This window comes from Actinomycetota bacterium (assembly GCA_030774015.1).
In the GTDB taxonomy this organism is placed as follows: Bacteria; Actinomycetota; UBA4738; order UBA4738; family JACQTL01; genus JALYLZ01.
On sequence record JALYLZ010000133.1, the window covers coordinates 14965 to 39467 of the forward strand.

Consider the following 24503-nt stretch of genomic DNA (forward strand, 5'->3'; position numbering starts at 1 on the left):
TATACTTTGGACGTGACACACAAGACTCAAACCAGAGGCACACAGGAAGTTGCGGCTTGGCCTGTCGGCGAGCATGAGACGTTCAAGTACCCGTTCCGGTACGAGCGCCTGGCGCGGCGGGAGGACGCAGCGAAGCTGGATAGCTTCGGCGTCGACGATCGGCCTTTTGACTTGTACAGCATCTTCGAGGTGGGACCAGTATGGGTGGTAGTGGAGTTCGCAGACGTGGAGGGACGGCTCGAGCCGGTCCGGGTAGAGATCAGGGGCCGCGGTGATGCCCACGACTCCACGGCCTACCCCATCCGGGCGTCCGACCTTCGAAGAATCCAACTGGGACGTCTCATCGAGGAGAGCCGCCGAGAGATTGCGAAGGAGGCGGGCGAGCTCGGCCAGATCGTGAATGAGCCGCCGATCGACGACCAGTACGAGCGGCTGTACTCGGCCGCGCTGGCTAATCCGTCCCTCGACCCCGCTCAGGTAGGGCATGCCCGCGAGGCCCATCGTGAGGCCGTTCAAGTGGCCCGTTTCTTTGAGGCAGCCAGGAAGCGGAAGAGGGGACGCCCTCCTCTTGACCGTTCCGAGCTCGAGGAGACGGTTGACCGGTACAGGGAAGCCTATGGGAACACGTCCCGCCCGACCAAGGCGGTTGCCGACGAACTGCACCTCGCCCATTCGACCGTGGCCAAGCGCATCCAGAAGGCGCGTGAGCTAGGCCTGCTGCCCCCCACCCGTCGAGGCGTCGCCATGGCTTGATGGCCTTCATCCAAGCGCGACGGGCGGGACCAACTCGTCTCCAGCGTGCCGCTTAGCGTGGGTGTCAGACGGGTCGGCACCTTCCGAGAGGGCGGTTTACGTGGTCCCCCCCCTCGCGACGGGAAGGACGCCCCCAGATCGCCTTTCACGAGCCGATCCCCGTCCGGCCCTCCCGGGGCTCGCCGCGGACGGTGATCCGACTTCTGGCGTCCTCGTCGTCCTCCGGGCGAGGCTTCCGCGCTTTCCTTCTCAGGCCCTCCAGCCCCGCTCGCGGAGTCCTGTCCGCCACTCCTCGAGCGCCCCCTCGATCACCTTCCTGGCCCGCGGCCCGGAGGCCGTGGTCTCCTTCACGAGTGCCCCGGCGATGGCCTCGACTGCGGGCCAGAAGTCGGGCCGCGAGGTCAGGTTGATTGTCCGTTGCCGCAGCCACTCGACGTACGCCCCAGCTTCCTCGTCTTCAGCCGACGCAAGAGTGGACCAGTTCACGGGCCAGATGCTCGTCACCTCCGGGCACCAGGACGTGCTTGATCCTCGCCCCCACGTTCACGTGACAGTGCCTCCGATTCGGCCTCGCTCAGTCGCTGCAGACCAGCGCCCGCCCAGTTCGAACGGCCACGCAATCGGGCCTCCGTGACGGGGCCCGCCAGTGTGATCATGATGTCTCTCTCGATGATTCGCCGGACGCGGCACCCCATGCCGCCAAAGTCGGCGTCGTAATTCAGTTCCTTCAGGCGCTGGGTCCACGCCGTCGATGGACGGCGGCGGCGGACATGTCCCAGGGTGCCCTGGACCTCGTCCTCCCCGATTGAGATGCTGACCGCCGAGCTGCCGAGAAAGAGGGCGGCCACGGCATGGCCCGCCTCGTGGTACGCGGTGGCCCTCATCTCCCTCGCCGAGCGCTTGGGCATTCCCTCGATTCGCCCCCCCGCTTTGGCTGCACGACGAAGCCTATCCGCGCAGTACGAGACTTCTTCACGGCGGGCCCTCCCGGAGCGATTCTGGCATCCCCCGGCAGACGAGGCGTCGCCCCGACGAGCGGCTCTTCGATGGCGCTGCGTACCAGGCCAGTCGTCGCCGATCGACCCCTCCCGGGGCTCCATCCCCCACGCTGCCGCCCCGACGAGCCCTACCGGGCTCCCCAGCGCGAAGGACGGCACCCGTAGGGTCAGGTCCCTCCCGCCCAGAGCCTCATGGATGTTCCGGGACACCGAACCGGCCGACGGCGAGGCTCGGCGCGTCTGCCCGTCGGCCCTTCCCCAGAAAATCGTGCGGGGGTACGTGCTCGGACCGGGGTGGTCGGCGGCGACCGTCGCGGGCATCCCTCCTATCTCTTCAACAACTAGGACAAGACCGCGCCCGCGCGCGGGGGCCGACCACTATCACTTCACTTCCGATGTCTGGCTCAGTCCGACGACTTGACCCCGGTCGGCTCGTGATCTCGCCATCAGCTCCCCGAGGGATTCAGCCTTCTGCCTCTTGGTGTCCTTGAACAAGTGGAGGTAGAGATCGGACGTGGTCTTGATCGTAGTGTGGCCGAGCATGTCCTTGACCTCGTGGAGTGTGTACCCCGCATGAGCGGCCAGGGACGCCGCCGTGTGCCTTAGGTCATGGACTCTCGGCGGCTCCCGGTCGCCCTCGGCATTCAGCCTCACAACGCCGGCCCGAACACATGCTGGCTGGAAGACGCGCGCTCTCCAGTTGTTCTGCCGGATCTGGCCTTTTTGAGCGTGCGTGAAGACCCATCCGTTGGGGTCGAGGTCGCCCGCCTCGGTCCGCGGGCCGAACTTCTCCAAGTGCTGCGCCAGCTCGGTGCAGAGCTCTTGGGATAGCTCCACGGTGCGAACCCGTCTCGTCTTCGTCTGTCCCGACAGTTTCCGTCCCCCAACCTCGGCCGAACTCTCGGAGACGGTCAGGGCCCGATCCAGCAGGTCGAGATGCCGGACTCTGAGAGCGGAGGCCTCTCCTATCCGGAGACCTGTGTATGCCAGCAGATAGACGAGGGCTCGATGGCGGACAGGCACGTTGTTAGCGATCAGGTCGACCTCGTCCGCTGTCAGGAAGAAGGCATCTCGCACCGGGCCACGAGGGATCACGATCCTGGTTGCAGGATTCGATAGCGTCTTGCCCTCCAGAAGCGCGGATGTCAGGAGGGCCCGAAGGGTTCGGTACGCCTTGTCGATCGATCCGACTCCCACGCCCTTCTTCTCCAAGTCTGTGATCCAGCCCTCAACGTCATCTCGGGTGATCGAGGCTACGGGCAATTGGCCGAGGCGCCCGGGAATGATGTGCAGCCTCCCCACACTCTCGTAACGCGCTCGTGTTGAGGGCGAGAGGTTTCGGCGCCTCTCCAGAAACAGGGGGAAGTACTCGGCCAGCGTGATTCGACCTTGCTCGAGCTGCCTGAGCTGGCGCGCCTTCAGTGGGTCCCGAACCGAAGCCTGGAACTCCTTCGCCTCCCGGAGGGTGGGCTTCGTCTTGGTCCGCTGACCAAGGCCGCGGACCCGATAGGACACCATGAACCGATCGGGCTTCCCCGGAGTGGTGATCCGGTAGATGCCTGGGAACCTCGTTCGCTTGACACTCCGCGCTCCCGCCATTCGGCCTCCCGATGTTATGCACCGTTATGCTGCGTCGAATCGTGCGGATTCTACCGGGGGCTGTGTCGGGTGACAATCAGTCCGCTGAGCTGCACCTTTCCTTGGTGGGCGCTGGTGGTTTCGAACCACCGACCTCCGCCTTGTAAGGGCGGCGCTCTCCCGCTGAGCTAAGCGCCCGTCAGACTTCTTCGTCGACGTCTGCATCGGCCTCGGCGTCGGTGCCCTGGACGTGGCCGCAGGCGCGGCACACCACCTCGCCGAGCATGAGCGAGAGCCGGGTCTTACCGCATCGCCGGCACCGGTCGAGCCGGGCCGCCCAGTCGGTGCGGCTCTCCTGGCAGGACGGGCACACCAGGACCTGGCGGCCTTCCGACACCGCCCGCGCCCACGGCCGTTCCTTCTTGGGAGGGTCGTAGGTGGGCCGGCCGCACAGCCAGCAGGCGGCGCGCTCGATATCGAGCTCTCCGCTCACGTTCACCAGGAGAGCATAGTGATCGCCCGCCCCGGCGCCAGCCCGAATCCCGAGGTCGGCGCCGATCCCACCGGGAGCCCGCTTTGCTGGCCGGGCGGCGTTGATGGGAGCATCCAGTCCCCCGCAACACGGAGGATCGATGAGCGACCACGAGACGATCACGTACGAGGCCGGCGACGGGATCGCCACGATCACGCTGGCCCGGCCCGACAAGCGCAACGCGATGAACTCGGCGATGTTCCTCGAGCTCGGCGAGGCCACCGAGGAAGCGGCGCGGGACCCGGCCGTACGCGTCGTGCTCGTCCGCGGGGACGGGCCGTCCTTCTGCGCCGGGATCGACGTGTCGTCGTTCGCGGAGCTCGCCGGGGCGGGCACCTCGGCCATCCCGGCCTTCGTGCGCCTGGCCCAGCGGCCCTTCCGGAACCTCGCCACCATGGCCAAGCCGACGGTCGCCGCCGTCCGTGGGAACGCCCTCGGCGCGGGTTTCCAGCTGGCCCTGGCCTGCGACCTCCGGGTGGTGGCCGACGACGCGCGGATGGGCATGCTCGAGATCCGTTTCGGGCTGGTCCCCGACCTCGGTGGCAACCGTCCCCTGGCCGCGCTGGCCGGCCCCGACCGGGCCAAGGAGCTCATCTGGACCGGCCGGATCGTGGAGGCCGAGGAAGCGGACCGGCTGGGCCTGTGCACGCGGCTCGTTCCTGCCGACGGGCTGGATGAGAACACCCGAGCGCTGGCCGAGGAGCTGGCCGCGGCGCCGCCCATCCCCGTGTCGCTGGTCAAGAGCCTGGTCGTCCGGGCCCCCGAGACGACCCTCGAGGCCATGTTCGAGCGCGAGGGGCAGGGCCAGTTGCTGTGCCTGTCCAGCGAGGACCACCGGGAAGCCGTCGCGGCGTTCTTCGAGAAGCGTCCGGGCCGGTTCGAGGGTCGATGACGGCGAGGAAGCCGGCGGCGGCACTGCTCACATTGGGGCTGCTCGCCGTGGGGTGCGGCGCCGGCTCACCCCTGGACCGCGACGCCCATGCCCCCCTGACGAAGCCGCCATCGGCGGCCCCGTCTCCGTCGAACGCCTCGCCCACCCCCACCACGTCTGCCGACCAGCTCGACCTGGCCCGGCGGAAGATCAAGCACGTCGTGTTCATCGTCAAGGAGAACCGGACCTTCGACACCTACTTCGGACGGTTCCCGGGCGCCGACGGGGCCACGCGCGGGCACATCTGCGATGGAGCGACCGTTCCCCTGAAGCGGGCGTCGGACACCACTGCCGACGTGGAGCACCACTTCGTGCCGGCCATCCGGGCGGTGGACGGCGGCAAGATGGACTGCTTCGACGAGCTGTGGAACGGCACCAAGCTCCAGTCCTATGTCCAGTACCACCATGACCAGATCCCTTCCTACTGGGCGTGGGCCAAGCACTACGCGCTGGGCGACCGGTTCTTCAGCTCCATCTACGGGCCGAGCGGGCCCGAGCACCTGTGGACCGTTGCGGCGCAGTCGGATCGGTTCGTGGACCAGGAGGAGCCCGGCCAGTTCGGCCCGAACGGCGCCCCCCGCGAGTACTGCGACGACCCGAAAGAGCGAGCGTTCTCGTTCCGGAAGCTGACCCCGACCGAACGCGAGCGGGCGTTCCACATGGAGGAGAGCGCGAGCACGGCGACGCGGGTGTCGCAGTTCTTCGTCCCCCGGTGGCCGTGCATCGACGTCAAGGTGCTGCCGGACGAGCTCCAGGCGCACGGGGTCTCGTGGAAGTACTACTGGGGCGGGAACAACTGGGTCCAGCCGCTCCGCCAGATCCGCCACGTCTGGTTCGGCCCCGAGCATCAGGACATCGTCCCCGAATCGGGCTTCATCCCGGACGTCGAAGCGGGACGCCTGCCGGCCGTGTCGTGGCTGACTCCGCCGGTCTCCCTGTCGGAGCACCCGCCGGCCAGCGTGTGCCAAGGGGAGAACTGGACGGTCCGGGCGGTGGACGCGATCATGCGCAGCCCCGAGTGGAAGAGCACCGTGGTGGCGCTGACGTGGGACGACTTCGGCGGCTTCTACGACCACGTCACGCCGCCGCACATGGACCTGTACGGCCTGGGCCCACGGGTTCCCCTGATCGTGATCTCCCCGTGGGCCAAGCCGGGCTTCGTGGACGACACCACGCTCGAGTTCTCCTCGGTGCTGCGGTTCATCGAACGGGTCCACGGCCTGCCGCCGCTGGCCTCCCGGGACCGGGTGGCGGACGACATGCTGGAGGCGTTCGATTTCACCCAGACGCCGAACCCGCCGCTGATGCGGCCCCAGCGGGATTGCTCGAAGGCCGGGTGAGGGTTTCCGCGCCTACGACTCCGTGTCCGGCAATCCCGACCTGAGGTCCAGGAACTCGACCCCCTGTCCCAGCGCCGCCACCAGGCGATCCATGGCCTGCTCGATGGAGGACCGGTCGGGCCCGGCCGACAGCGGGTAGTACTCGTCCTCGGAGTCGTCGGGCTCCCAGCCGAACGCGTACGCCCGGAGCTCGAACCCGCCGTCCTCCTCGTCCTCCTCGATACGGATGTACTCGATGTTGCCGAGGTTGACGAGCTCGTCCTCCTGCGTCCTGACCCACATGTCCGCCCCCTGGGAACCGAACCCTCCGGCCGGCCGGCTCTGGCTCTGGCTCGAAGTCCATCCGCCCGTACGATCACCCTACCCGACGTGGTGGAGTCCGGTCTCGACGGTGGTGTCCCAGCTCTCAGGTTGATGCCTCCCGCCGTAGAATCCCGCCGTGTCGAGGATGGTGCGGCGATCCGTGAGGTTCATGGTGCTCGGCCTACTCCTCGCTGCTGGCATCAGTCGCGTCCTCGAAGAGGCGGGCCTGTCCCGGTGCGACTGCTATCCGGAGTGCTGGTGCAAGCGCCCGGGCCTCAGCCTGTTCCGCTGGATCGTTCCCCGCTTCCACGTCGGGCCCTGGAATCCAGAGGACAAGGCCCGACACGAGGCCGCGGGCGGGAAACTGGTCCCGTAGCCCCGCGATCTCCTGCAGGTCAAACTGGGGCACTCCCGCCCCGACCGGCGACGTGCGGCCGAACGCGAGGGCTCAGACGCCGGCGGCGTCCCGGAGGGGCTTGCGGTCCCACACCATGACCTGCGGCGTCCCGTGCCCGTTCCCCGACGCGGGCACGTGCTGACGGCCGGCGCTCCCCTTCGCGGCCGGGCGCTCGGCGCTCTCCAGCGTCAGCTCGATGCCGCCGAACAGGTCCGCGACGGCGTTGTACAGGAAGGTCAGGACCGACGCCATGAACGACACCACCACCACCAGGATCAGGTCGATGGCGAACAGATGGCTGAAGATCCATCCCCCCTGGAAGTGGAAGTGGTGGCCCACCCCCACGGCGTTCACCAGCTTCTCGATGTCGGCCAGCACGCCCATCGCGCCGAGCACCGCATACAGGATGGCCAACCCACCGAGCAGCGCCAGCATCCCGATGAAGGAGAAGATCAGCGAGATCTTGAACACCGACCAGGGGCCCACCCGTGACACCACCACCCGGGTCCTCCGCCGCTCGGTGGATCGAACCGTGGCCCGGTGGCCGTCGGGCTGGCGCGGGATCTCCACTCGGACTGTCTGGCGCGGGGTGAACCGCGTGGGCCGCTCGTCCTCTCGCCGCTCCACTACCGCCATGTCCGTCTCCTTCGGTCCACTCGGGGACGCGACTCGCCGGCGCCCGCCACCTGTCGACTTCCGTCCTCCCCGCCTGGATCCGAACGTTCCGGCCGGGGGCGAAGGCCGCCGCTCAGCCGGTACCGCCATGACCACCGCCTCCCCTACCGCCGCCGTGATCCCCCTCACCGCCACCACCGCCGCCACCGCCTCGACCGCCCCCGTGGCCACCGCCACCACCCCCACCTCCACCACCGGTGGGCGACGGGGAGGGGGCGGGCGCGGGTGCAGGAGGAGCAGGCACCACCGCGTGCGGCGGGTTCACCTCGTAGCCGGACAGGTCCGGCGTGGGGAAGTCCTGCGGCGTCACCCCCGCCAGGGCCTTCTGCATGAAGTCGTGCCAGATGAGAGCGGGGATCGAGCCGCCGAAGACGTCCGGGAACCCCTCCACGTTCAGCAGCGGGATCTCGCCCTTCGGGTACCCCACCCACACACACGTCGTGAGCTGGGGGGTGTAGCCGCAGAACCAGGCATCCTGGAAGTTCTCCGCGGTCCCGGTCTTGCCGGCCGCGGGCCGCCCGATGTTGGCGGCGGTCCCCGTGCCGTGCTGGATGACCCCCTCCAGTGCGTAGGTGACCAGGTCGGCGACCTTCTGCGGGAGCACCCGCTTGGGGGCGCCGTTCGGCTGCATGAGCACCTTTCCGGAGGCCGACTGGACCTCCTGGATGGGCTCCGGCCAGTGCCGGACCCCGCGGGAGGCCAGCGTGGCGTAGCCATCGGTCATCTCGAGCGGCGTCACCGCCTGGGTCCCGAGGGTGATCGAGCACACCGGCTGGAGCGGCGACCGGATGCCCGTGCGGTGTGCCGTCGTCACGATGTTGTCGGGGCCCACGTCCAGCACCACCTGGGAGAAGATCGTGTTCACCGAGTTGGCCGTGGCGTCGAGCAGCGTCATGGTCCCGGCCGACTCGTCGGCGAAGTTGTGGACGTCCCAGGGACCGGTCACACCGGTCTTGGGGTCCGTGGTCTGGCACCGCGGGTCGTCGATGACCAGGTCGGGCGGCCCGTTCCAGCGCGAGAGCAGCGAGATGCCCTGGGAGATCGCCGTGGCCAGCGTGTACGGCTTGAACGAGCTCCCGGCCTGCCGGCGGGCCTGCGTGGCCAGGTTGAACTTCACCTTGTCGTGGCTCCGGCCGCCCACCATGGCCAGGACCTCACCGGTGTGCGGGTCCATCGCCACCAGTGCCGCGCTGGGGTCGCCGGGGGTGGAGAGGTGGGAGTCCACGGCCATCCGGGCCAGGCGCTGGAGGTGCACGTCCAGGGTGGTGTGGACCTGGAGCCCGCCCCCGAACGTCTCAGCCGTGCCGAACCGGTGTTCCAGGGTCTTGGTGACGTAGCTGAGGAAGTACTGGCCCGGGACCGGGGCGCCGACCGACGGGGAGGTGTGCACGGGGCGGGCCTTCAGGTTCGCCGCCTTCCGCGGCCCCAGGTACTTCAGGGTCACCATGCGGTCGAGCACCCAGTTCCGCCGGTCCATGGCGCGCGACGGGCTGGCGATCGGGTCGAACAGGGCCGGAGCCGCGATGAGTGCCGCCAGCGTGGCCGACTGGAGCACGTTCAGCTGCGACGCGTTCTTCCCGAAGTAGGCCAGGGCCGCCGCCTGGATCCCGTAGGCGCCGTGGCCGAAGTAGACCTCGTTCAGGTACTTGGCCAGGATGGCGTTCTTCGAATACCGGCGGCTGAGCTTCTGCGCGATGATCGCTTCCCGGACCTTCCGAACCAGCGTGCGCTCGTCCCCGGTGTAGACGTCCTTGACGTACTGCTGGGTGATGGTGGAACCGCCCTGGAGCACCTGGTGGTTGACGATGTTCACCCACGCGGCCCGCACGATCGCGGGGATGCTCACGCCCTCCTCCTGGTAGAAGTTCTCGTCCTCCGCCGCGATGACGGCCCGACGCATGGACTTCGGGATCTCCTTCAGCGGAATCGGAACCCGGTTGACCGCACCGTGGAGCGTGGTCAGGAGGTTCCCGTCGCGGTCGTACACGAAGGTGGTCCGCGGAAGGGACGGCGTCTTCGGGATGGCGGTGTGCTGGTAGACCTCCACGGCCTGATGCGCCCCCACGCCGACGGCCAGCAGGGCCGGCGCGAGCAGCAGCGCCACCAGCCCCGCCACCACCGCCAGGGCTACCAGCCCAACCACCACGGCACGAGCGCGATGCCCGAGCGCGGTTCTCGGGCGCGCCACATCGTCGCGGGCCACGAGTTCCGGAGAGACGCCAACTCGCATTGGGTCCAACAGACATACCCCGGCCCGCCGCCTTCCAATGCCCGCGCAGGTGAAGAAACGGTGAAAGGAGGCCCGGAATCTTGCGCTTGGGCCCGATGAGAGCCCGTGGTTCACTCTCGGCTGACGGACTTCCCTCCGGAGGTGGGCGCGTTGATGGATCACGATGAGTCCCTCGTTCAGGTATTCACGACCCTCGCCACCAGGGACGACGCCCTGGAACTGGCCCGTTCTGCCGTCGAGGCGCGGGCTGCGGCGTGCGTCCAGGTGGTGGGGCCGATCGCGAGCGTCTACCGATGGGAAGGGACCGTGCAGGAAGACTCCGAGTTCCTGTGCCTGCTCAAGGCACCCGGATCACGGCTCGAGCCGCTGCTCCAGTTCGTCCGGGACCACCACCCTTACGACACCCCCGAGATCACTGCGGTGCCCAGCGCCGCGGTCGACGACCGCTACCTCGCCTGGGCCGTGGCCGAGACGTCGGCATGAGCGGCTCGCGCTTGCTTCAGACCAGCCCTAAAGCGAGCATCTCAGGAGAGTGAGCCCGGCAGACCTGGGAACCCCTTATGCGGGGCCAGCGGAGAGGGTCCGGATGCGCATCGTGACTTGGAACATGAACCAGCAGGGCCGCGACGCCTGGGCCTTTCTTCTGGGCGCGCTCGATCCGGACGTCGCTCTGGTCCAGGAAGCAATCATCCCCGAGGACGTCGTCGATCGATACCACGTCCTGTTTCAGGAAGCCTGGCCGAGGAGACCATGGGGTTCAGCCATCCTCGTCCGCAAGCGGGTTGGGAACGCCGACGCTGTGGCCGGGAGCGTCTGGAAGGATCGATCTCGGGGGGCCGTGGTGCTGGCGGGGTTCTCGGTTCCACTCCTGGGTCCAGAGCCCATTGCGATTGCGAGTGTTCACGCTCGCTTGATGAGGGACCCCTTGACCTCACGGCGACGTGTGATACCGGCCTTGCGTGAAACCTTCGTCGAGATTCTGCACCGCCGAGGCGGCCGGTTCATGTGGGCGGGGACCTCAACACGGCACGGGCAGCCGATCACGCATTTCCCGGGTACGGGCATGGCGACTTCTGGAGGGACCTGGAGGACAGCTGGGCGTTCCACGAACCACTCCCCTTCGGGGGAGCGGAGGAGCGGCAGTCCTACTGGGGAAGGTGGCGCCAGAACAAACGGCCGACGATAGGAAACAGCCTCCAAGACGACCACATCCTGTTGGATTCGACGACCTTCGGATACGTGAAGGGGTGTCTCGTGTGGGATACGCAGGTGGTTCGGGCGCTCAGCGATCACGGTCCCGTCGTGGTGGATCTCGTTCTTGCCAGCGAAGCTGGATGATCTCCCCACATCGGAGGTGAGCGATGAGCGACCACCACATCAACGTGTTCTGGAGCGAGGAGGACAGCGGGTACATCGCCGACATCCCGGATCTGGACTCGTGCTCGGCCTTTGGCCGAACCGCCGAGGAGGCCGTGGGCGAAGTCATGAAGGCAAAGAGAGCTTGGCTGGAAGCCGCCCGTGAAGCCGGGAAACCACTCCCCGAGCCCCGGTACCGCCCGGCGCCCATTTCCCGCTGACGGGCTACTCGCTGGGGGCGGCGATGGTCTCCCGGGCGACGTGGTCGACGACCTCGGTGAGCTCGCCGGTCTTCCAGAACACGGCCAGCTGGCGGTCGGCGCTGGTGCCCTCCTCCAGGATCCGGTGGACGTACTCGACGGCCCGGCGTGATCCCAGCTCGTCGACCACGTCGTCCACGAACTCGCACAGCTCCATGGCCAGGTCCCGAGCCGGCACCTCGGCCTGCTTGCCGAAGTCGATCAGCTTGCCGTCCAGACCGTGGCGCATGGCCCGCCACCGGTTCTCGGCGATGAGGCTCGGCATGTACTTGCGGAACCCCAGGTTGCCCTCCCGCAGGCGCAGGAGCTTCGCGCAGATGGCCTGGACCAGCGCGGCCAGGCAGATGGTCTCCTCCACTCGCGTGGCCGCGTCGCAGATCCGGAACTCGAGCGTCGGATACAGGTAGTGCGGCCGCAGGTCCCACCAGATCTTCTTGCCGTCGTCGATGGAGTTCGTCTTCACCAGCAGCTCGACGTAGTTCTCGAACTCGTCGTAGGAGGCGAACTCGGGCGGGATTCCCGTGCGGGGAAACCGCGACCAGATGACCTGGCGGTAGGACTTCAGGCCCGTGAACCGGCCCTGCCAGAACGGGCTGGACGTGGACAGCACCAGCAGATGGGGCAGGAAGTACCGAGCCTCGTTCAGGATCTCGATGCGGAGCTCCCTGTCGGGGATCCCCACGTGGACGTGCATCCCGAAGATGAGCAGCTCCCGGATGACGTCCTGCATCTCCTCCTCGAGGGTCCGGTAGCGCTCCTGGTCGGTGACCAGCTGGTCCTGCCACATCGCGAACGGGTGGGTGCCGGCCGAGCCCAGCCGGAGGTCCGACTCCGCCAGGAACGCGGCCAGGGTTCCCCGGAGGCGGAAGATCTCGTCGCGGGCCTCCTCGACGTTCGCGCAGATCTTCGTGCCCACCTCGACCACCGACTGCATCATCTCGGGCTTGATCTCGTCGCCCATGGTCGCCTGCGCCTTCGCCAGCAGCGTGTCGATGTGGGCCCGGAGGTTCCCGTCGGCATCCAGGATCTGGAACTCCTCCTCGATCCCGATGGTCAGCCAGCCCTCTCGGAACGTCATCTCGGCCCCTCCACCACGAACGTCGGCACGACGCTCCCCTCCCCCGCCGTCACGTTCAGCAGCGCGGAGGAGGACAGCCGGGACAGGCACCCGGAGGCCCGTCCCTCGAACACGTACGGATCCATGTCCGTGGCCAGGTCCAGGTAGTGGACGCCGTCCAGGGCCACCGGGAAGGGCTCCCGGGGAACCGGGACGGCCTCCTGGACCACGTAGGACTGCGTCAGCGCGGCCTCCAGGGCCTGCTCCCACTCGTGCTGGTCGACCGTCCAGCCCAGGACGACGCCCTTGCCGCCGTACTCGTCGTTCGGCTTCAGGACCAGCTCGTCGCGGCCCTTGGCGACGTGGTCCGCCAGGTCGTCGATGCGGCGGCCCCGGTAGGTGGTGGGCCCGGTGCGGACCCTGCGGGTCCAGGGGACGTGCCGCTCGATGGCCCGGCGCTGGGCGGCCGAGTACAGCGAGGCGTACTGCTCGTCGGACAGCAGGGCCAGGCTCATCTTCTTGTGCAACAGCTTGGCCCGAAACGTGTTCACCACGCACGCCGCCCCGTCCAGGTAGGCCCGGGCCAGCGCGCCGGCCTCGTCGCCCTTCGCCAGCAGCTCGCTGGTCAGGACGCGGCGGTACACGAGGTTCACCCCGGTGCCGTTCGCGTACAGGCGCCCGCGGCGGTACTCGAGCTCCATGGGGTCGCAGATCACCGCCGTGACCCCTTCCGCGGCGAAGCGGTCCCGGAACATCTCGAACTCCGACACCGTGGGCAGGCCCTTCCAGTCAACGATGGCCACCGAGGGCTTCCGGTCGCGACCCCACTCCCGGAACGCCCGCAGCATCACCGAGACCTGCCGGTGCTGCACGGGGAGGCGGCGGAGGCGGAAGCGCTTCCGGAACGCCCGCATCACCGGCATGGCCTCGAAGACCTCCGCCAGGTGATCGGAGTACGCGATGCCGGCGGGGGACTCCGCGTTGTACTCCACGTATCGGAGGCGATCGGTGAAGAAGCCGTCGATGCGTGCCGAGGGTGAGGAGTGCCGGCAGCCCGGGTGGGCCAGGGCCAGGGTCTCCTCCTCCGGCTCGAGGTCCAGCTCGGCCCGGAGCCCGGCGTCGCGGAGGAGGGCCCGCTCCAGCGCGCCGAGGGCCGAGACCACGGCGTTCGAGGCGGCCACCGCCTCATCGTAGCGCTGCCTCGTCACCAGTTGGGGCCGGAGCGAGACGCACAGCGGGTGCTCGCCGAACACCAGGCGGTGCTCGCGCTGGCCCTCGTGCAGGCGTTCCAGGCTGTCGTCCAGGACAGACTGGTCCTCCAGGAGCTCGTGGTAGACCGCGACCGGGTCCGAGCCCGTCACTGGGTCAGGAACCGCCACCATCGCTGCTCCCCTCGCCACGGGGGCTCCGCCTCGCCCAGCGCGTACCGGATCACCAGGCTGCTCATCCGGTCCAGCACCCAGCCGAAGTTGTCCTCCTTGATGGAGAAGTTGTCGAAGTCCGGGGCCGGGTTCAGGAAGTCGATCGCGTAGAGCACCCCGTCGCGGACCGCGAACTCGACCGTGTCCATGTCGTAGCCGAGCGCGTCCACCAGCGCCACGGCCTGCTGGACGGACTGCTCGTGCAGCTCCGGGCCGAGCGGCTCGTCGATGCGGTAGCGCTCGTGGAAGGGCCGCCGGGGGTCGTAGCGGATGGGCAGCACGTCGGTTCGGCCGATGCAGATGCACCGCACGTAGTCCTGCCAGTCGATGAACTCCTGGAGGATCATGGTCTGCTGCCCGGACGTGTCGTAGGCCTGGATCAGCTCCTCGATCGAGCCCACCACGTGCACGTCCTTCCATCCACCGCCGGTGTTCGGCTTGAGCACGGCCGGCAGGCCCGTGTAGCCGGCGATGCCCTCCCAGTCCATGGGGAACTGGAGGTTCCGCAGCGACACCTGCGGGTCGATGTCGGGGATGTACTCCTTGTTGGGGAGCACGACGGTCCGGGGGACGGCCACGCCGATCTTGCGGGCCAGGGTGCACTCGAAGAACTTCTCGTCCGCCTCCCACCAGAATGGGTCGTTCACCACGACGGTTCCCTGCAACGCCGCGCTCTTGAGGTGGGCGCGGTAGTACGGCACCTCGTGGGAGATCCGGTCGACGATGACCGCGTAGCGCGACTCCTCCAGCTCCCGGGCCCCGCCCAGCATCGCCATCTCGGCACGCACGCCGACGGCGGCGCCCTTCGCGTTCACCGTCTCCAGGAACGGCCCCGGGAACGTGTCCTCCCGGCCGACCAGCAGTCCCACCACGCGCTCGGAGCGCTCAGACATAGCGCCGCATCATCTCCTGCCAGTACGCCCAGTCGTGGGCCCACCCGGGCCACACGTCCAGCCACACGTCGACGCCCTTCTCCTTCAGCAGCTCACCACACCGCAGCGAGTCCGCGACGTTCGCGTCGTCCTGACCGGTGGCGATGACCTTCTTCTCCATGGCCCGGATGAGACCGAGAAAGGACTCGTCCGACAGCCCGGGCAGGAACGCGAGCGGGTTGGTGAGGTACACGTCCCGGCCCCCCTGGCCGTCCAGCCAGTGGTCGGTGTCGTACGCGCCCGACAGCCCGATGAACCCGTTCACCTGGGCGGGATGGCGGAGGGCCAGCAGCACCGCGTGGAAGGCCCCGAACGACGTCCCGGTGGTGACGGGCCGCCACGGGATGCGCGGCATCAGCTCGTCCAGCAGGTAGCGCTCGTACTGGAGGTGGCGGGCCACCCGCTCGTCGGCCGAGCGCCCGTCCGCGTACCACGACTCCCCGTCCACGCTGTCCACGCACCACAGCTGGATGAAGCCCGCCTCGACCTTGTCCGACAGCGCGCCGACCAGGCCGAAGTCCTCCCACTGGTAGAAGCGGCCCTTCGAGGTGGGGAACACCAGCAGCGGGAGGCCGGCCGAGCCGAACCGCAGGACCTCCATGTCCCGTCCGAGCGCCTGGCTCCAGTCCTTGAAGTATTCGCGCACGCCACCCCCGTCGCCGGTCCTGCTGGTCCTGCTGGTCCTGCTCCCGAAGCCTACCGGCGATGCCGTCGCGGAGGCTACCGGGACAGCAGGTACAGGGTGAGCGGATCGGCCACGGTGGCCAGGGTCACGGGGCCGATCTCCTCGTAGGTCAGCCCCTCCAGGCCCGCCGCGGATATCACCTCGGTGGTCACCAGGACCTCCCCGGGCCGGGCGTACTCGGCGACCTCGGTGGCGACGGCCACGGTGCGGCCGAAGTACTCGCCGTCGCGAACCACCACCGGCCCGGCATGCACGCCGACCCGCGGGACCAGCAGCCCCGCGGCCGGGGCGCGGTCCACGACGTCCAGGGCGCACTCCACCGCGCCTGCCGGGTCCCGGAAGTGCAGCACCACGGCGTCGCCGACCAGGGACTCCGGGCGCCCACCGCACGCCAGCGCGAGCTCCTGGACCAGGTCCCGGAACCGGAGGGTCCGGGACGTGAAGCGGTCGTCGTCCGCGGCCGGCTCCTCGTGGGGCGACGCCTCGATCACCGCGATGGCGGGCGGGCTGATGGTCCGGGGGCGGGCGATCCCGGCCTTCTCCAGGATGGTCTCCACGTGCTCGATGACGTCCTGGAAGAAGAAGTGCTCCTCGCCCCGCCGGTGCAGCAGGTGCACCAGCCGCGACGACATCTGCTCGAGCTGGGCCCGGACCAGGGCCATGCGGTCGAGCATCTCCTGCTCACCGGCCCCGGCCACCAGCATGGGCTGTTCGACCTCCGAGCGGAACAGCTCCAGCTCGAACTCGACGATCCGGTGCAGGTTCTCGCCGAACACCCGGAGGGTCCGGACCATGGCGTCGTCGGAGAGGCCGGCCCCCCCGGCCAGCACGGCCATGGTGAGGATCTCGGCGTCGTCCTCGCGGATGGCCTCGTCCAGGCGCGCGGCGGGGATCCCCAGTGAAACCCGGAGCCGGTCCAGGAGCTCGGGGGGCAGCCCGATCTCGGCGGCCAGCTCGCGGTGCGTCTTCGCGAGCAGCCCGATGGGTTCCGACATGGCGTAGTCGGCGAACGCGAGGGACAGGTGGCCCTCGCGGATCCCCCGGCCGAGGTCCTCCGGGGCGAGGTCCGAGTCCGCCAGGGCCCGGGCCAGCCGGACGCGCAGCACGTCGCTCGGGACGTAGGCGCCGTCCGCTCCCGGGGCGATCACGCCGAGGTCGGCGTACCGTCGGATCTCCTCGACCGTCGTTCCGGCTCGGATCGCCACCTCGTCCTCGCGGAGCGCCATCAGCTGCCTCCGTGCCGGCCGCCCACGGTTCGGGGACGGGCCGCCCGGAACACCCGAACCGGCTCCCGCAGGCCCTTCAGGACCGTCGGCCCCACCTCCCGGTACACGACGCCCGGCGGCGGAGGATGGCCGGCCACCTCCTCCCCCACCAGCACCTCTCGGGGCCGGGCGTAGTTCACGATCCGCGACGCCACGTTGACGGTCCGGCCGAAGTAGTCCCCGTCCCGGTACACCACCCGGCCCGCCTGCACGCCGCACCGGGCCGGGGGCAGCCCCAGCTCGGCCACCCGCTCCACCAGGTCGACGGAGCACGCCACGGCGAAGGTGGGGGCCGAGAAGTAGAACATCACGCCGTCCCCCAGGAGCTTCACCACCCGCCCGCCGTACATCTGGGACGTCTCCGTGACCAGGTCGCGGAGGGTCGAGGCCAGCTCGGCGGCCGCCTCGTCCCCCGCCTGCTCCGTCAGCCGCGTGAAGCCGGACAGGTCCATGAACGCGATGGCGGGCGGGCTGGCGGGCTTGCCCTCCACGTACCCGGCCCGCTCCAGCGTCTCCTCCAGGATCAGGACGACCTGCTGCATGACCAGCGACTCGAAGTGCCGCTGGTGCAGCCACCGAACCAGCTCCCGTCCCGCCGGCTGGAGGGCCGCAGACACCGAGGCCACCGTCTCGAGGACCTTCGAGGGCGGCTCCCCCGCCGCCAGCAGCGGCTCCACCAGCGCGGACATGAAGAACCCCACCTGCGACTCCGCCACCCGACGAAGGTTGTCGCCGAAGAAGCGGGTGGCCTGCATGAGGAGGTCGGCGTCGAGCCCCTGGTCGGGGAAGGCGCGCTGGGCGGCCAGGGTCCGGGCGTCGTCCTCGCGGACCCGCTGGCCCGGCACGGGCGCGGGGAGGCCCCACGCGGCGTACATGCCCCGCAGCTGCTCGAACTGGAGCCCCAGCTCCTCCGCCAGCTCGTCGGCGGTCTGCTCCAGCAGGACCATGGGGACGGGGAACAGGTCGTCCACGTAGCCGAACGACAGGTCGCCGGCGGCGGTGGCCCGGCCCAGCTCGTCGAGCGAGACCCCTTCCCGCAGCAGGGCCTCGATCAGCCGGACCCGGTTGACGTCGGCCGGCTTGAACGGGGGCCCGTCCGGCCGCCGCCGCAGGACCCCGCAGTCGGCCAGGCGGCGGACCAGGTCGGTCGTGGTCCCCGAGAGCTCGGCCAGCTCCTGTTCGGTCAGCCGTCCTGGCTCATTCATGTCGCTCCACGACCTCCCCTCTTCGGGACGTCCGCTGCCGGATGGCGTGCACGAACACAGCCGAGCCCGGTCATGTCTACAGTGGCACGCCGGCGGCGACCGGTTCCAGCTCGCGCGCCGGGACCGGCTTGCGCCAGCTCTTCTTCCGCCGCCAGATCACGTAGGTGATCGCGCCGAGCGGGATCTGCGCTCCGTAGGTGAGCGCGCGGAACATCAGGACGCCCGCAGCCACCTGTGCCTTGAACTCCGGGAGAAGAACCGTGGTGTGGCCACGGCCCGCCAGCACCAGGCCCGCGATGTAGGCGAGCTCGACCACTCCGAGCCCACCAGGCGTGAGGGGAAGCGCGGTGAGCAGGCGCCCGAACGCGAACACGCCGAAGACCTGGGCCCAGCTCACCTCGCTCCCGGTCACCCCCGCGAACCGAAGCGAGAGCAGCAACACGCTGAACAGGATCACGTGGCTGACCACGGTCGAGGTCGTCAGCGCCGGCCAGCGCTTGCTCACCACGCGGATGGTCTCCTGGCGGAACCTGATCGCGGCCTCGTCCCAGTCCTGGACGGGGCCCTTGCGGAAGAGCTGCCGCACGGCGGTGGCGGCGCTCCCCAGGCCGCGCCCGATGCTGCGCGCGAACAACTTCCGCGAAAGCGCGAGGGCGAACAGCAGGACGACTGCGACCAGCGTGACCAGCCCGATCAGAGCCGGGATCAGCAGGGTGGCCGTGCGGCTGCCCATGAACACCAGGATGACCACCGCGATGATCGGGAAGCTGAGCTTGACGAAACTGTTCCAGATCGCGCTGAGCAGCAGCGAGAGGCCGATCTCGGAGTTGGTGAACCCCCAAGACCGGTACATCGAGTAGGCGATCCCGTTCGCGATGAACCCACCCCCGGGGACGGTGTTCGCGACCGTGGTCGAGGATTGGTTGTTGACGGCCGCCTGGCCCAGTGTCAGCCCCGGCATCGCGGCGACCATCTGGGGCCAGTACGTGACGATGTTGAGGACGGTCACCCCCACCAGGACCAGCAGCTGGCCGGCAGACATGTCATCGATCGCCGCCCACACCTTGGAATAGTCCGCGAACTTCGGGATGGCGTAGACGAACACCGCAACCACGATCGCCATCGAGACCAGGACCTGGATCGCGCGGACCAGGGGCCTGCGCTTCTTGCGGGGATCGCTCTGTACAGCTGCGAGGTCGCCGACCGGCAACTCGTCCATGGTTCTCCCTGGCCGGTTGGTGGCCTCGATCGTACGCTTTCGCAGCCAGCCCGGCCAGGAGCCGCGTCTGGCCGGCTCCCGTCTCCCGCGGCCTGCTGATGGACGCGGCTCACTACAATGCGCTTTCCCGAACGGGGAGGGCACGCCTGTACCGCTGGTGGGTATTCCTGCACGTCGCCGGGGTGTTCGGATTCCTGATCGCCCACGGCGTCTCCGTCATGGTCACGTTCCGGCTGCGGCGCGAACGCGACCCCACCAAGGTGGCCGGCCTCCTCGAGCTGTCGGGATCGTCCATCCGCGCTTTCTACTGGTCGCTCGGCGTGCTGCTGGTGAGCGGGACGGTGGCCGGGTTCCTGGGGCACTGGTGGGGAAGGGCCTGGATCTGGGCGGCCATCGCGGTGCTGGTGCTGACGTCGCTGGCCATGTACGCCATGGCCCGGCCGTACTACCGGCGGGTGGGCCTGGTGGCGAGGGCGATGGCCGGCGGGTCCCACGCGGTCTCCGAGGACCAGCTCGTCTCGATCCTGCGGTCCCGCCGGCCCCTGTCCATCGCGGGGATCGGGTTCGTCGGCCTGGCCGCCATTCTGTACTTCATGATGCTCAAGCCGTCGTTCGGGTTCTCCACAGCCGCGCCGCCCGTCGTGCTCCCGTCCGGTTCGAACGCCGTGGCGGTCACCGCCGTCAACACGACGTTCACGACGGATCACCTGGACGTGCCGGCCTCGAAGGCCTTCGACATCATGTTCGACAACGAGGATCTGGGGATCCCGCACAACGTGGCCATCTACACGGACTCGTCGGCCACCGACGCCCTGTTCGTGGGGCAAACCTTCAACGGAACGGCCACGCGGACCTACCACGTGCCGGCACTGCCGGCCGGTACGTACTTCTTCCGCTGTGACGTCCATCCGCAGATGAACGGCACGCTCAGCGTCGGGTAGCGTCGGGTAGCGTCGTCGAGGAGACCGCACATGGGATACCGAACGATCGTGGTGGGGACCGACGGCTCGGTCACCGCCACCGTGGCCCGGGACGAGGCCATCCGCCTGGCCAAGCGGTGCCGGGCCCGGCTGGTGGTGGTACTGGCCTACCCGGGCGGTCCGATGACCATACCGATGGCCCGAGAGGTGCTGGAGCGCGCCCGAGAGGCCGCGGCTGCGCGGAAGGTCGACGCCGAGGTGGAGTTGGCCTCGTCGGAGCCGGCCGAGGCCATGCTGGAGGCGGCGGAGCGCCACAAGGCGGACCTCCTGGTGGTGGGGAACAAGGGGATGGGGCGGGTCAGCCGGTTCCGCCTGGGAAGCGTGCCCGACCGGATCTCGCATTTCTCGCCCTGCGACCTCCTCATCGTGGACACGAAGTCGGCGGAGGGCCTGGGGCACCGGCAGGAGAAGGGCTACGCCAGGATCCTGGTCGGGACGGACGGCTCGGGCACGGCCTCCGAGGCCGCCCGGAAGGCGTTCGAGCTCGCGATGCTCCTGGACTCCCAGGAGGTCCTGGTGGCGTTCGTGGGCGATCCCATCCTGGGGGCCATCGCCCTGGAGCAGACCCAGCAGGGAGCGCCGGAAGGCGTGACCGTGCGGCCCATCGTCACGGACGGCGATCCGGCGGAGCGGCTGTGCGAGCTGGCCGAGAGCGAGGGCGTGGACCTCGTGGTGGTCGGCAACAAGGGCATGTCGGGGGCCCGGCGATTCCTGCTGGGCTCGGTGCCGAACAAGGTGGCCCATTACGGCCCCACCGACGTCCTCATCGCGAAGACGGTGGACCGGACGCTGTTCGACGTGGCCGCGGGCCACGGCGCGCTGGTGGACGTCGACGGGCGCCAGGTGGGCGTGTTCAAGGACGCCGACGGCGTGATCCACGCCGTCAACCCACGTTGCACGCACATGGGCTGTACCGTCGACTGGAACGACGGCGAGAAGACGTGGGACTGCCCTTGCCACGGGTCGCGGTTCGACGTCGACGGCCGTGTGGTCCGGGGGCCGGCGGCCCGGCCCCTGGTCCGCGAGGACGTCGGCGGCCAGCCCGCAGCGGCGGCCAAAGGTGCCCGGACGCAGGCGGCCGTGGGCCCCCGGCGGTTCGTGATCGTGGGGGCGAGCCTGGCCGGCGGGCTGGCGGCCGGCACGCTGCGGGAGTCCGGGTTCGACGGCCACGTCGTGCTGATCGGGGCCGAGGAGCATCTCCCCTACGAGCGGCCGCCCCTGTCGAAGTCCTACCTCCGGGGCGAGACCACGTTCGACGAGGCGCTGGTGCAGCCGGAGTCCTATTACCGGGACAACCAGATCGAGACCCGCCTCCAGACCGTGGTGGCTGGCGTGGATCCGCGCGAGCGGACGGTCGTCCTGGAGGACGGCGAGCGGGTGCCGTACGACAAGCTGCTGGTGGCCACGGGCTCCCGGAACCGCCGGTTCCCCATTCCCGGCATCGACCTGGAGGGCGTGTACGACCTCCGGACGGTTGAGGATGCCGCCCGGATCCGCCTGGACGCGGAGGCCGGCCGCTCGGTCGTGGTGGTGGGCATGGGGTTCATCGGCTCCGAGGTCGCCGCGTCGCTTCGGACCCTCGGTCTGGACGTCACGGTCATCGACCGGGGAATGGCCCCGCTGGAACGAGTGCTCGGAGCCGATGTCGGGTCGTGCCTGGCGGCGGCCCATCGCGACCACGGCGTCCGGCTGGTATTCGGGGACACCGTGGCACGGTTCGAGGGCTCGCACCGGGTGGAGCGGGTGGTCACCGCGGGCGGGCTCACCCTGCCCTGCGACTTCGTGGTCGTGGGCCTGGGCGTCGAGCCGGTGACGGACCTGCTCGCAGGGTCGGGGGTGGAGGTCGACAACGGCATCCTGGTCGACGAGCGCTGCCGCACGAACGTCGACGGCATCTACGCCGCCGGTGACGTCGCGAATCACTTCCACCCGGTGTTCCAGCGCCGGATCCGCGTGGAGCACTGGCAGCACGCGATCCGCCACGGCGAGGCCGCGGCCAACAGCATGCTGGAGAAGGGGGAGCCGTACCGGGACATCCACTGGTTCTGGTCGGACCAGTACGACGTCAGCCTCCAGTACTCGGGCTTCCACACCGACTGGGACGACCTGGTGGTGCGAGGGAGCATCGACGAGCGCCACTTCGCCGCCTTCTACCTGAAAGAGTCACGCGTCCAGGCCGTGGTCACGGTGGGCCGCGACGACGACCTCGGCCGGGCCACGGCGCTCATCGAATCCCGCACCCCGGTCGACCGGGACGCCCTGGCCAGCGAGGACACCGACCTGTCCGCCCTGGCCGGCCAGAAAAACCTGAGCGGACGGATCAGGCGCCCTTAGGTTTGAGTTGCCCGGTGACGGCGGGAACGCTCGGAAGCGGCCCGGGGATCACCCACACTCCGCTGGAGCTGGAGCCCTCGGGCGCCAGCGTGGGTGGCTCCCCGAGCTGGCTGAGCTCGGAGGCGTCGCGGCCGGAGAACAGGTCGGATGCCCAGTCCACCATGAGGCGCGACTTGCGCCGGAGCCCCGGCATCTGGAGTGCGTGGTAGGCCCGCCCCATGAACCAGGCAGGGAAGCCGCGCCACCGCAGGCCGAACGTCTCCGCCACCCCTTTGTGCCGCCCGAGGTCCACGAACACGCCCCGCGAGCGGTAGGCGAAAGGCCGTGGCCGGCCATGTCCCAGGGCCGCCGCCACATTCCGGGCCACCGCCCGGCCCTGTCGAACTGCATGCTGGGCCGTGGGCGGGCACGCCCGGCCACCGTCGTCGGCGGGATCGGGCACGGCCGCCGCGTCTCCCACCGCCCACACGTTCGGTCGGCCCGCGACCTGGAGGAAGGGGTCGGTCGTGATGCGTCCCGATCGGTGGTCGAGCGGCACCCCGAGCCGCTCCACCACCGGGTGAGGTCGAACTCCGGCGGTCCAGGCGACGGTGCGGGTGGGGACGACCTCTCCAGTCGAGAGGCGGACGCGGTCGGCCGTGACCTCCTGAACGGTCGTGCCCGTGCGGATTTCGACTCCCCGCTTCCAGAGCTGCGCGGAGGCGAACTCGGCCAGGCTGGGCGGGACCTCGGCCATGATCCGTTCCCCTCCCTGGACCAGCAGCCATCGCATGCCCTGTTCGCGGCACCGGGGATAGCGCTTGATCACGCCGACCGCGAAATCCTGGAGCTCGGCGAGCCCCTCCACCCCGGCAAATCCCGCGCCAACGAACACGTAGGTGAGGTAGGTCTTTCGTGCCTCGGGGTCCTCCAGGGTCTCTGCCACCTCCAGGGTCTGTAGCACCCGGTTGTGCAGGGCGATGGCCTCGGGCAGCGTCTTGAAGCCGACGGCGTGGTCTGTGAGGCCAGGACAATGGAGCGCTCGGGACACGGATCCCACGGCCACAACGAAGTGGTCGTAGCCCACTTCGACCTCGGGGCCCAGCGGCGTCACCCCCACCCCGGGGCGGTCGGAGAGCTGGTGTGGCTGGAAGCGCACCGTCCGCCGGACGGGGTCGGCGCCGGTCACCTGCCCGACCCGCAGGTCGACTCCGTGGAGCTGATCGCGCAACGGGATGACCACGCTGGTGGGCTCGAGCGTTCCTCCGGCCGCACCCGGCAGGAGCGGGGTGTACAGCCGGAAGTTGGCGTCGCTGATCAACGTGATCCGGGCGGCCCCGGCCGGCACCATCCGCTTGAGTTGGCGAGCGGCCTCCACCCCGCCGAAGCCGCCGCCGGCGATCACGACGTGCGGGGCGTTGGCACTCGCCTCGTGGTGCCCACGGCGGCTACGTCGCAGCGACAGGTAGGTCCACAGCGCCGTCCCGGCGATGATCAGCTCGAGCGTGGGAAGGATCAGGTCGAGGCCGATGCCCTCGTCGAAAGGCTCCTTGGCCAGGAAGAGGGGCAGGGGATCGCCGCTCGCCAGGTAGAAGTTGAGGTTCAGGAAGGCGCCCGCCAGGCACGCCCCGATGGTGCTCAGCAGCACGGCGTCCCGCTGAGGACGGCGCAGCGATTCCCACCGCAAGAGCCACGCCAGCCCCGCGACCACCAGCACGATCCCGATGATCAGCTCGCCGGCCTCGATGAGGTAACCGAACGGCTTCGCGTTGGGAATGATCACGTGCCTGAGGAAGCTCCTGTACCAGGCCGTGGCGTCTGTGGACGTCTCGCGGAGGTCGGCCGCGAGCCCCTGCGGGAAGCCCCCTCGGACGATCTTCGTCAGCCCGGAGACCACCCACTCCCACGCCACCACGAGCTGGACGGCGAGCAACCCGACAGAGGGGAAGATCCGGCCCTTCACCGTTTGCGGCAGGCCCGCCCGGATCAGCGAGAGCTGGGCCGGTGGCCGGTACACCGCCGGTCCGGCCCGTGGCACCTGCGCGGCCGGCGCGGCGACCGGCGGCGGTGGAG

23 protein-coding genes and 1 tRNA gene are annotated in these 24503 nt (G+C 69.4%); 8 read left to right on the plus strand and 16 right to left on the minus strand.

The window, feature by feature from the left end; translation table 11 throughout:
- The first annotated feature begins 12 nt into the window (after window positions 1-12).
- A complete protein-coding gene (locus tag M3Q23_13160; GenBank protein ID MDP9343008.1) occupies window positions 13-753 on the plus strand; it encodes a hypothetical protein in 741 nt (246 codons plus the stop codon).
- Window positions 754-1002: 249 nt separating this feature from the next.
- On the opposite strand, the gene M3Q23_13165 is transcribed toward M3Q23_13160, so the two are convergent.
- From M3Q23_13165 to M3Q23_13185, 5 genes are all read right to left on the minus strand, one after another.
- Window positions 1003-1239 carry a hypothetical protein gene (locus M3Q23_13165; protein MDP9343009.1) on the minus strand — a complete coding sequence of 79 codons (237 nt, stop codon included), beginning with the start codon at window positions 1237-1239 and terminating at the stop codon, window positions 1003-1005.
- 14 nt (window positions 1240-1253) lie between these two features.
- Entirely contained in the window at window positions 1254-1637 is a 384-nt protein-coding gene (locus M3Q23_13170; protein MDP9343010.1) for a hypothetical protein, read from the minus strand.
- Between the two features lie 495 nt (window positions 1638-2132).
- Complete coding sequence (locus M3Q23_13175) at window positions 2133-3350, minus strand: site-specific integrase (protein ID MDP9343011.1); 1218 nt, start codon at window positions 3348-3350, stop codon at window positions 2133-2135.
- Window positions 3351-3452: 102 nt separating this feature from the next.
- Window positions 3453-3527, minus strand: a tRNA-Val gene (locus M3Q23_13180).
- Between the two features lies 1 nt (window position 3528).
- Window positions 3529-3828, minus strand: a complete 300-nt coding sequence (locus tag M3Q23_13185; protein MDP9343012.1) for a hypothetical protein — start codon at window positions 3826-3828, stop codon at window positions 3529-3531.
- Between the two features lie 133 nt (window positions 3829-3961).
- Here M3Q23_13185 and M3Q23_13190 point away from each other — a divergent pair, with 133 nt between their 5' ends.
- Window positions 3962-4753 (plus strand): enoyl-CoA hydratase-related protein, encoded by a 792-nt coding sequence (locus M3Q23_13190; protein MDP9343013.1) that lies wholly within the window; start codon window positions 3962-3964, stop codon window positions 4751-4753.
- Window positions 4750-6132, plus strand: coding sequence for a hypothetical protein (locus M3Q23_13195; protein MDP9343014.1), 1383 nt, complete (start codon window positions 4750-4752; stop codon window positions 6130-6132). The genes M3Q23_13190 and M3Q23_13195 overlap by 4 nt, the downstream gene beginning before the upstream one ends.
- Window positions 6133-6144: 12 nt before the next feature.
- Here the strand turns inward: M3Q23_13195 and M3Q23_13200 are convergent, their stop codons facing one another.
- From M3Q23_13200 to M3Q23_13210, 3 genes are all read right to left on the minus strand, one after another.
- Window positions 6145-6414 carry a hypothetical protein gene (locus M3Q23_13200; GenBank protein MDP9343015.1) on the minus strand — a complete coding sequence of 90 codons (270 nt, stop codon included), beginning with the start codon at window positions 6412-6414 and terminating at the stop codon, window positions 6145-6147.
- A gap of 469 nt (window positions 6415-6883) precedes the next feature.
- On the minus strand, window positions 6884-7468 hold the full coding sequence (locus M3Q23_13205; protein MDP9343016.1) for a DUF3566 domain-containing protein: 585 nt from the start codon (window positions 7466-7468) through the stop codon (window positions 6884-6886).
- Window positions 7469-7580: 112 nt separating this feature from the next.
- On the minus strand, window positions 7581-9650 hold the full coding sequence (locus M3Q23_13210) for a transglycosylase domain-containing protein (GenBank protein ID MDP9343017.1): 2070 nt from the start codon (window positions 9648-9650) through the stop codon (window positions 7581-7583).
- Between the two features lie 240 nt (window positions 9651-9890).
- Here M3Q23_13210 and M3Q23_13215 point away from each other — a divergent pair, with 240 nt between their 5' ends.
- The 3 genes from M3Q23_13215 (at window position 9891) to M3Q23_13225 (ending at window position 11314) form a co-directional block, all read left to right on the plus strand.
- On the plus strand, window positions 9891-10220 hold the full coding sequence (locus M3Q23_13215; GenBank protein ID MDP9343018.1) for a divalent-cation tolerance protein CutA: 330 nt from the start codon (window positions 9891-9893) through the stop codon (window positions 10218-10220).
- Between the two features lie 522 nt (window positions 10221-10742).
- Window positions 10743-11075: a hypothetical protein gene (locus M3Q23_13220; protein MDP9343019.1), complete on the plus strand. Its 333-nt coding sequence runs from the start codon at window positions 10743-10745 to the stop codon at window positions 11073-11075.
- Window positions 11076-11098: 23 nt separating this feature from the next.
- Window positions 11099-11314, plus strand: coding sequence for a type II toxin-antitoxin system HicB family antitoxin (locus M3Q23_13225; protein ID MDP9343020.1), 216 nt, complete (start codon window positions 11099-11101; stop codon window positions 11312-11314).
- Window positions 11315-11318: 4 nt separating this feature from the next.
- Here M3Q23_13225 and M3Q23_13230 read toward each other — a convergent pair whose 3' ends face one another.
- The 7 genes from M3Q23_13230 to M3Q23_13260 all read right to left on the minus strand — a co-directional run bounded on the left by M3Q23_13230 (window position 11319) and on the right by M3Q23_13260 (window position 19137).
- Window positions 11319-12431 (minus strand): carboxylate-amine ligase, encoded by a 1113-nt coding sequence (locus M3Q23_13230; GenBank protein ID MDP9343021.1) that lies wholly within the window; start codon window positions 12429-12431, stop codon window positions 11319-11321.
- On the minus strand, window positions 12428-13792 hold the full coding sequence (locus M3Q23_13235; protein ID MDP9343022.1) for a hypothetical protein: 1365 nt from the start codon (window positions 13790-13792) through the stop codon (window positions 12428-12430). The genes M3Q23_13230 and M3Q23_13235 overlap by 4 nt, the downstream gene beginning before the upstream one ends.
- Window positions 13768-14724, minus strand: a complete 957-nt coding sequence (locus M3Q23_13240; protein MDP9343023.1) for a hypothetical protein — start codon at window positions 14722-14724, stop codon at window positions 13768-13770. The genes M3Q23_13235 and M3Q23_13240 overlap by 25 nt, the downstream gene beginning before the upstream one ends.
- Window positions 14717-15409: an esterase gene (locus tag M3Q23_13245; GenBank protein ID MDP9343024.1), complete on the minus strand. Its 693-nt coding sequence runs from the start codon at window positions 15407-15409 to the stop codon at window positions 14717-14719. Before M3Q23_13245 ends, M3Q23_13240 begins: the two co-directional genes overlap by 8 nt.
- A gap of 74 nt (window positions 15410-15483) precedes the next feature.
- The gene (locus M3Q23_13250) at window positions 15484-16674 is read right to left on the minus strand and encodes a hypothetical protein (protein ID MDP9343025.1); all 1191 of its coding nucleotides are present in this window, start codon (window positions 16672-16674) and stop codon (window positions 15484-15486) included.
- A complete protein-coding gene (locus tag M3Q23_13255) occupies window positions 16674-17918 on the minus strand; it encodes an adenylate/guanylate cyclase domain-containing protein (GenBank protein ID MDP9343026.1) in 1245 nt (414 codons plus the stop codon). The genes M3Q23_13250 and M3Q23_13255 overlap by 1 nt, the downstream gene beginning before the upstream one ends.
- Window positions 17919-17994: 76 nt before the next feature.
- Entirely contained in the window at window positions 17995-19137 is a 1143-nt protein-coding gene (locus tag M3Q23_13260) for a YbhN family protein (GenBank protein ID MDP9343027.1), read from the minus strand.
- A 98-nt stretch (window positions 19138-19235) separates the two neighbouring features.
- Between M3Q23_13260 and M3Q23_13265 the strand changes: the two genes are divergently transcribed.
- Complete coding sequence (locus M3Q23_13265) at window positions 19236-20078, plus strand: cupredoxin domain-containing protein (GenBank protein MDP9343028.1); 843 nt, start codon at window positions 19236-19238, stop codon at window positions 20076-20078.
- 30 nt (window positions 20079-20108) lie between these two features.
- Window positions 20109-22451: an FAD-dependent oxidoreductase gene (locus M3Q23_13270; protein ID MDP9343029.1), complete on the plus strand. Its 2343-nt coding sequence runs from the start codon at window positions 20109-20111 to the stop codon at window positions 22449-22451.
- Here the strand turns inward: M3Q23_13270 and M3Q23_13275 are convergent.
- The coding region (locus M3Q23_13275; GenBank protein MDP9343030.1) for an NAD(P)/FAD-dependent oxidoreductase at window positions 22438-24503 on the minus strand (2066 nt) is incomplete at its 5' end. The two genes, M3Q23_13270 and M3Q23_13275, sit on opposite strands and share 14 nt — an antisense overlap.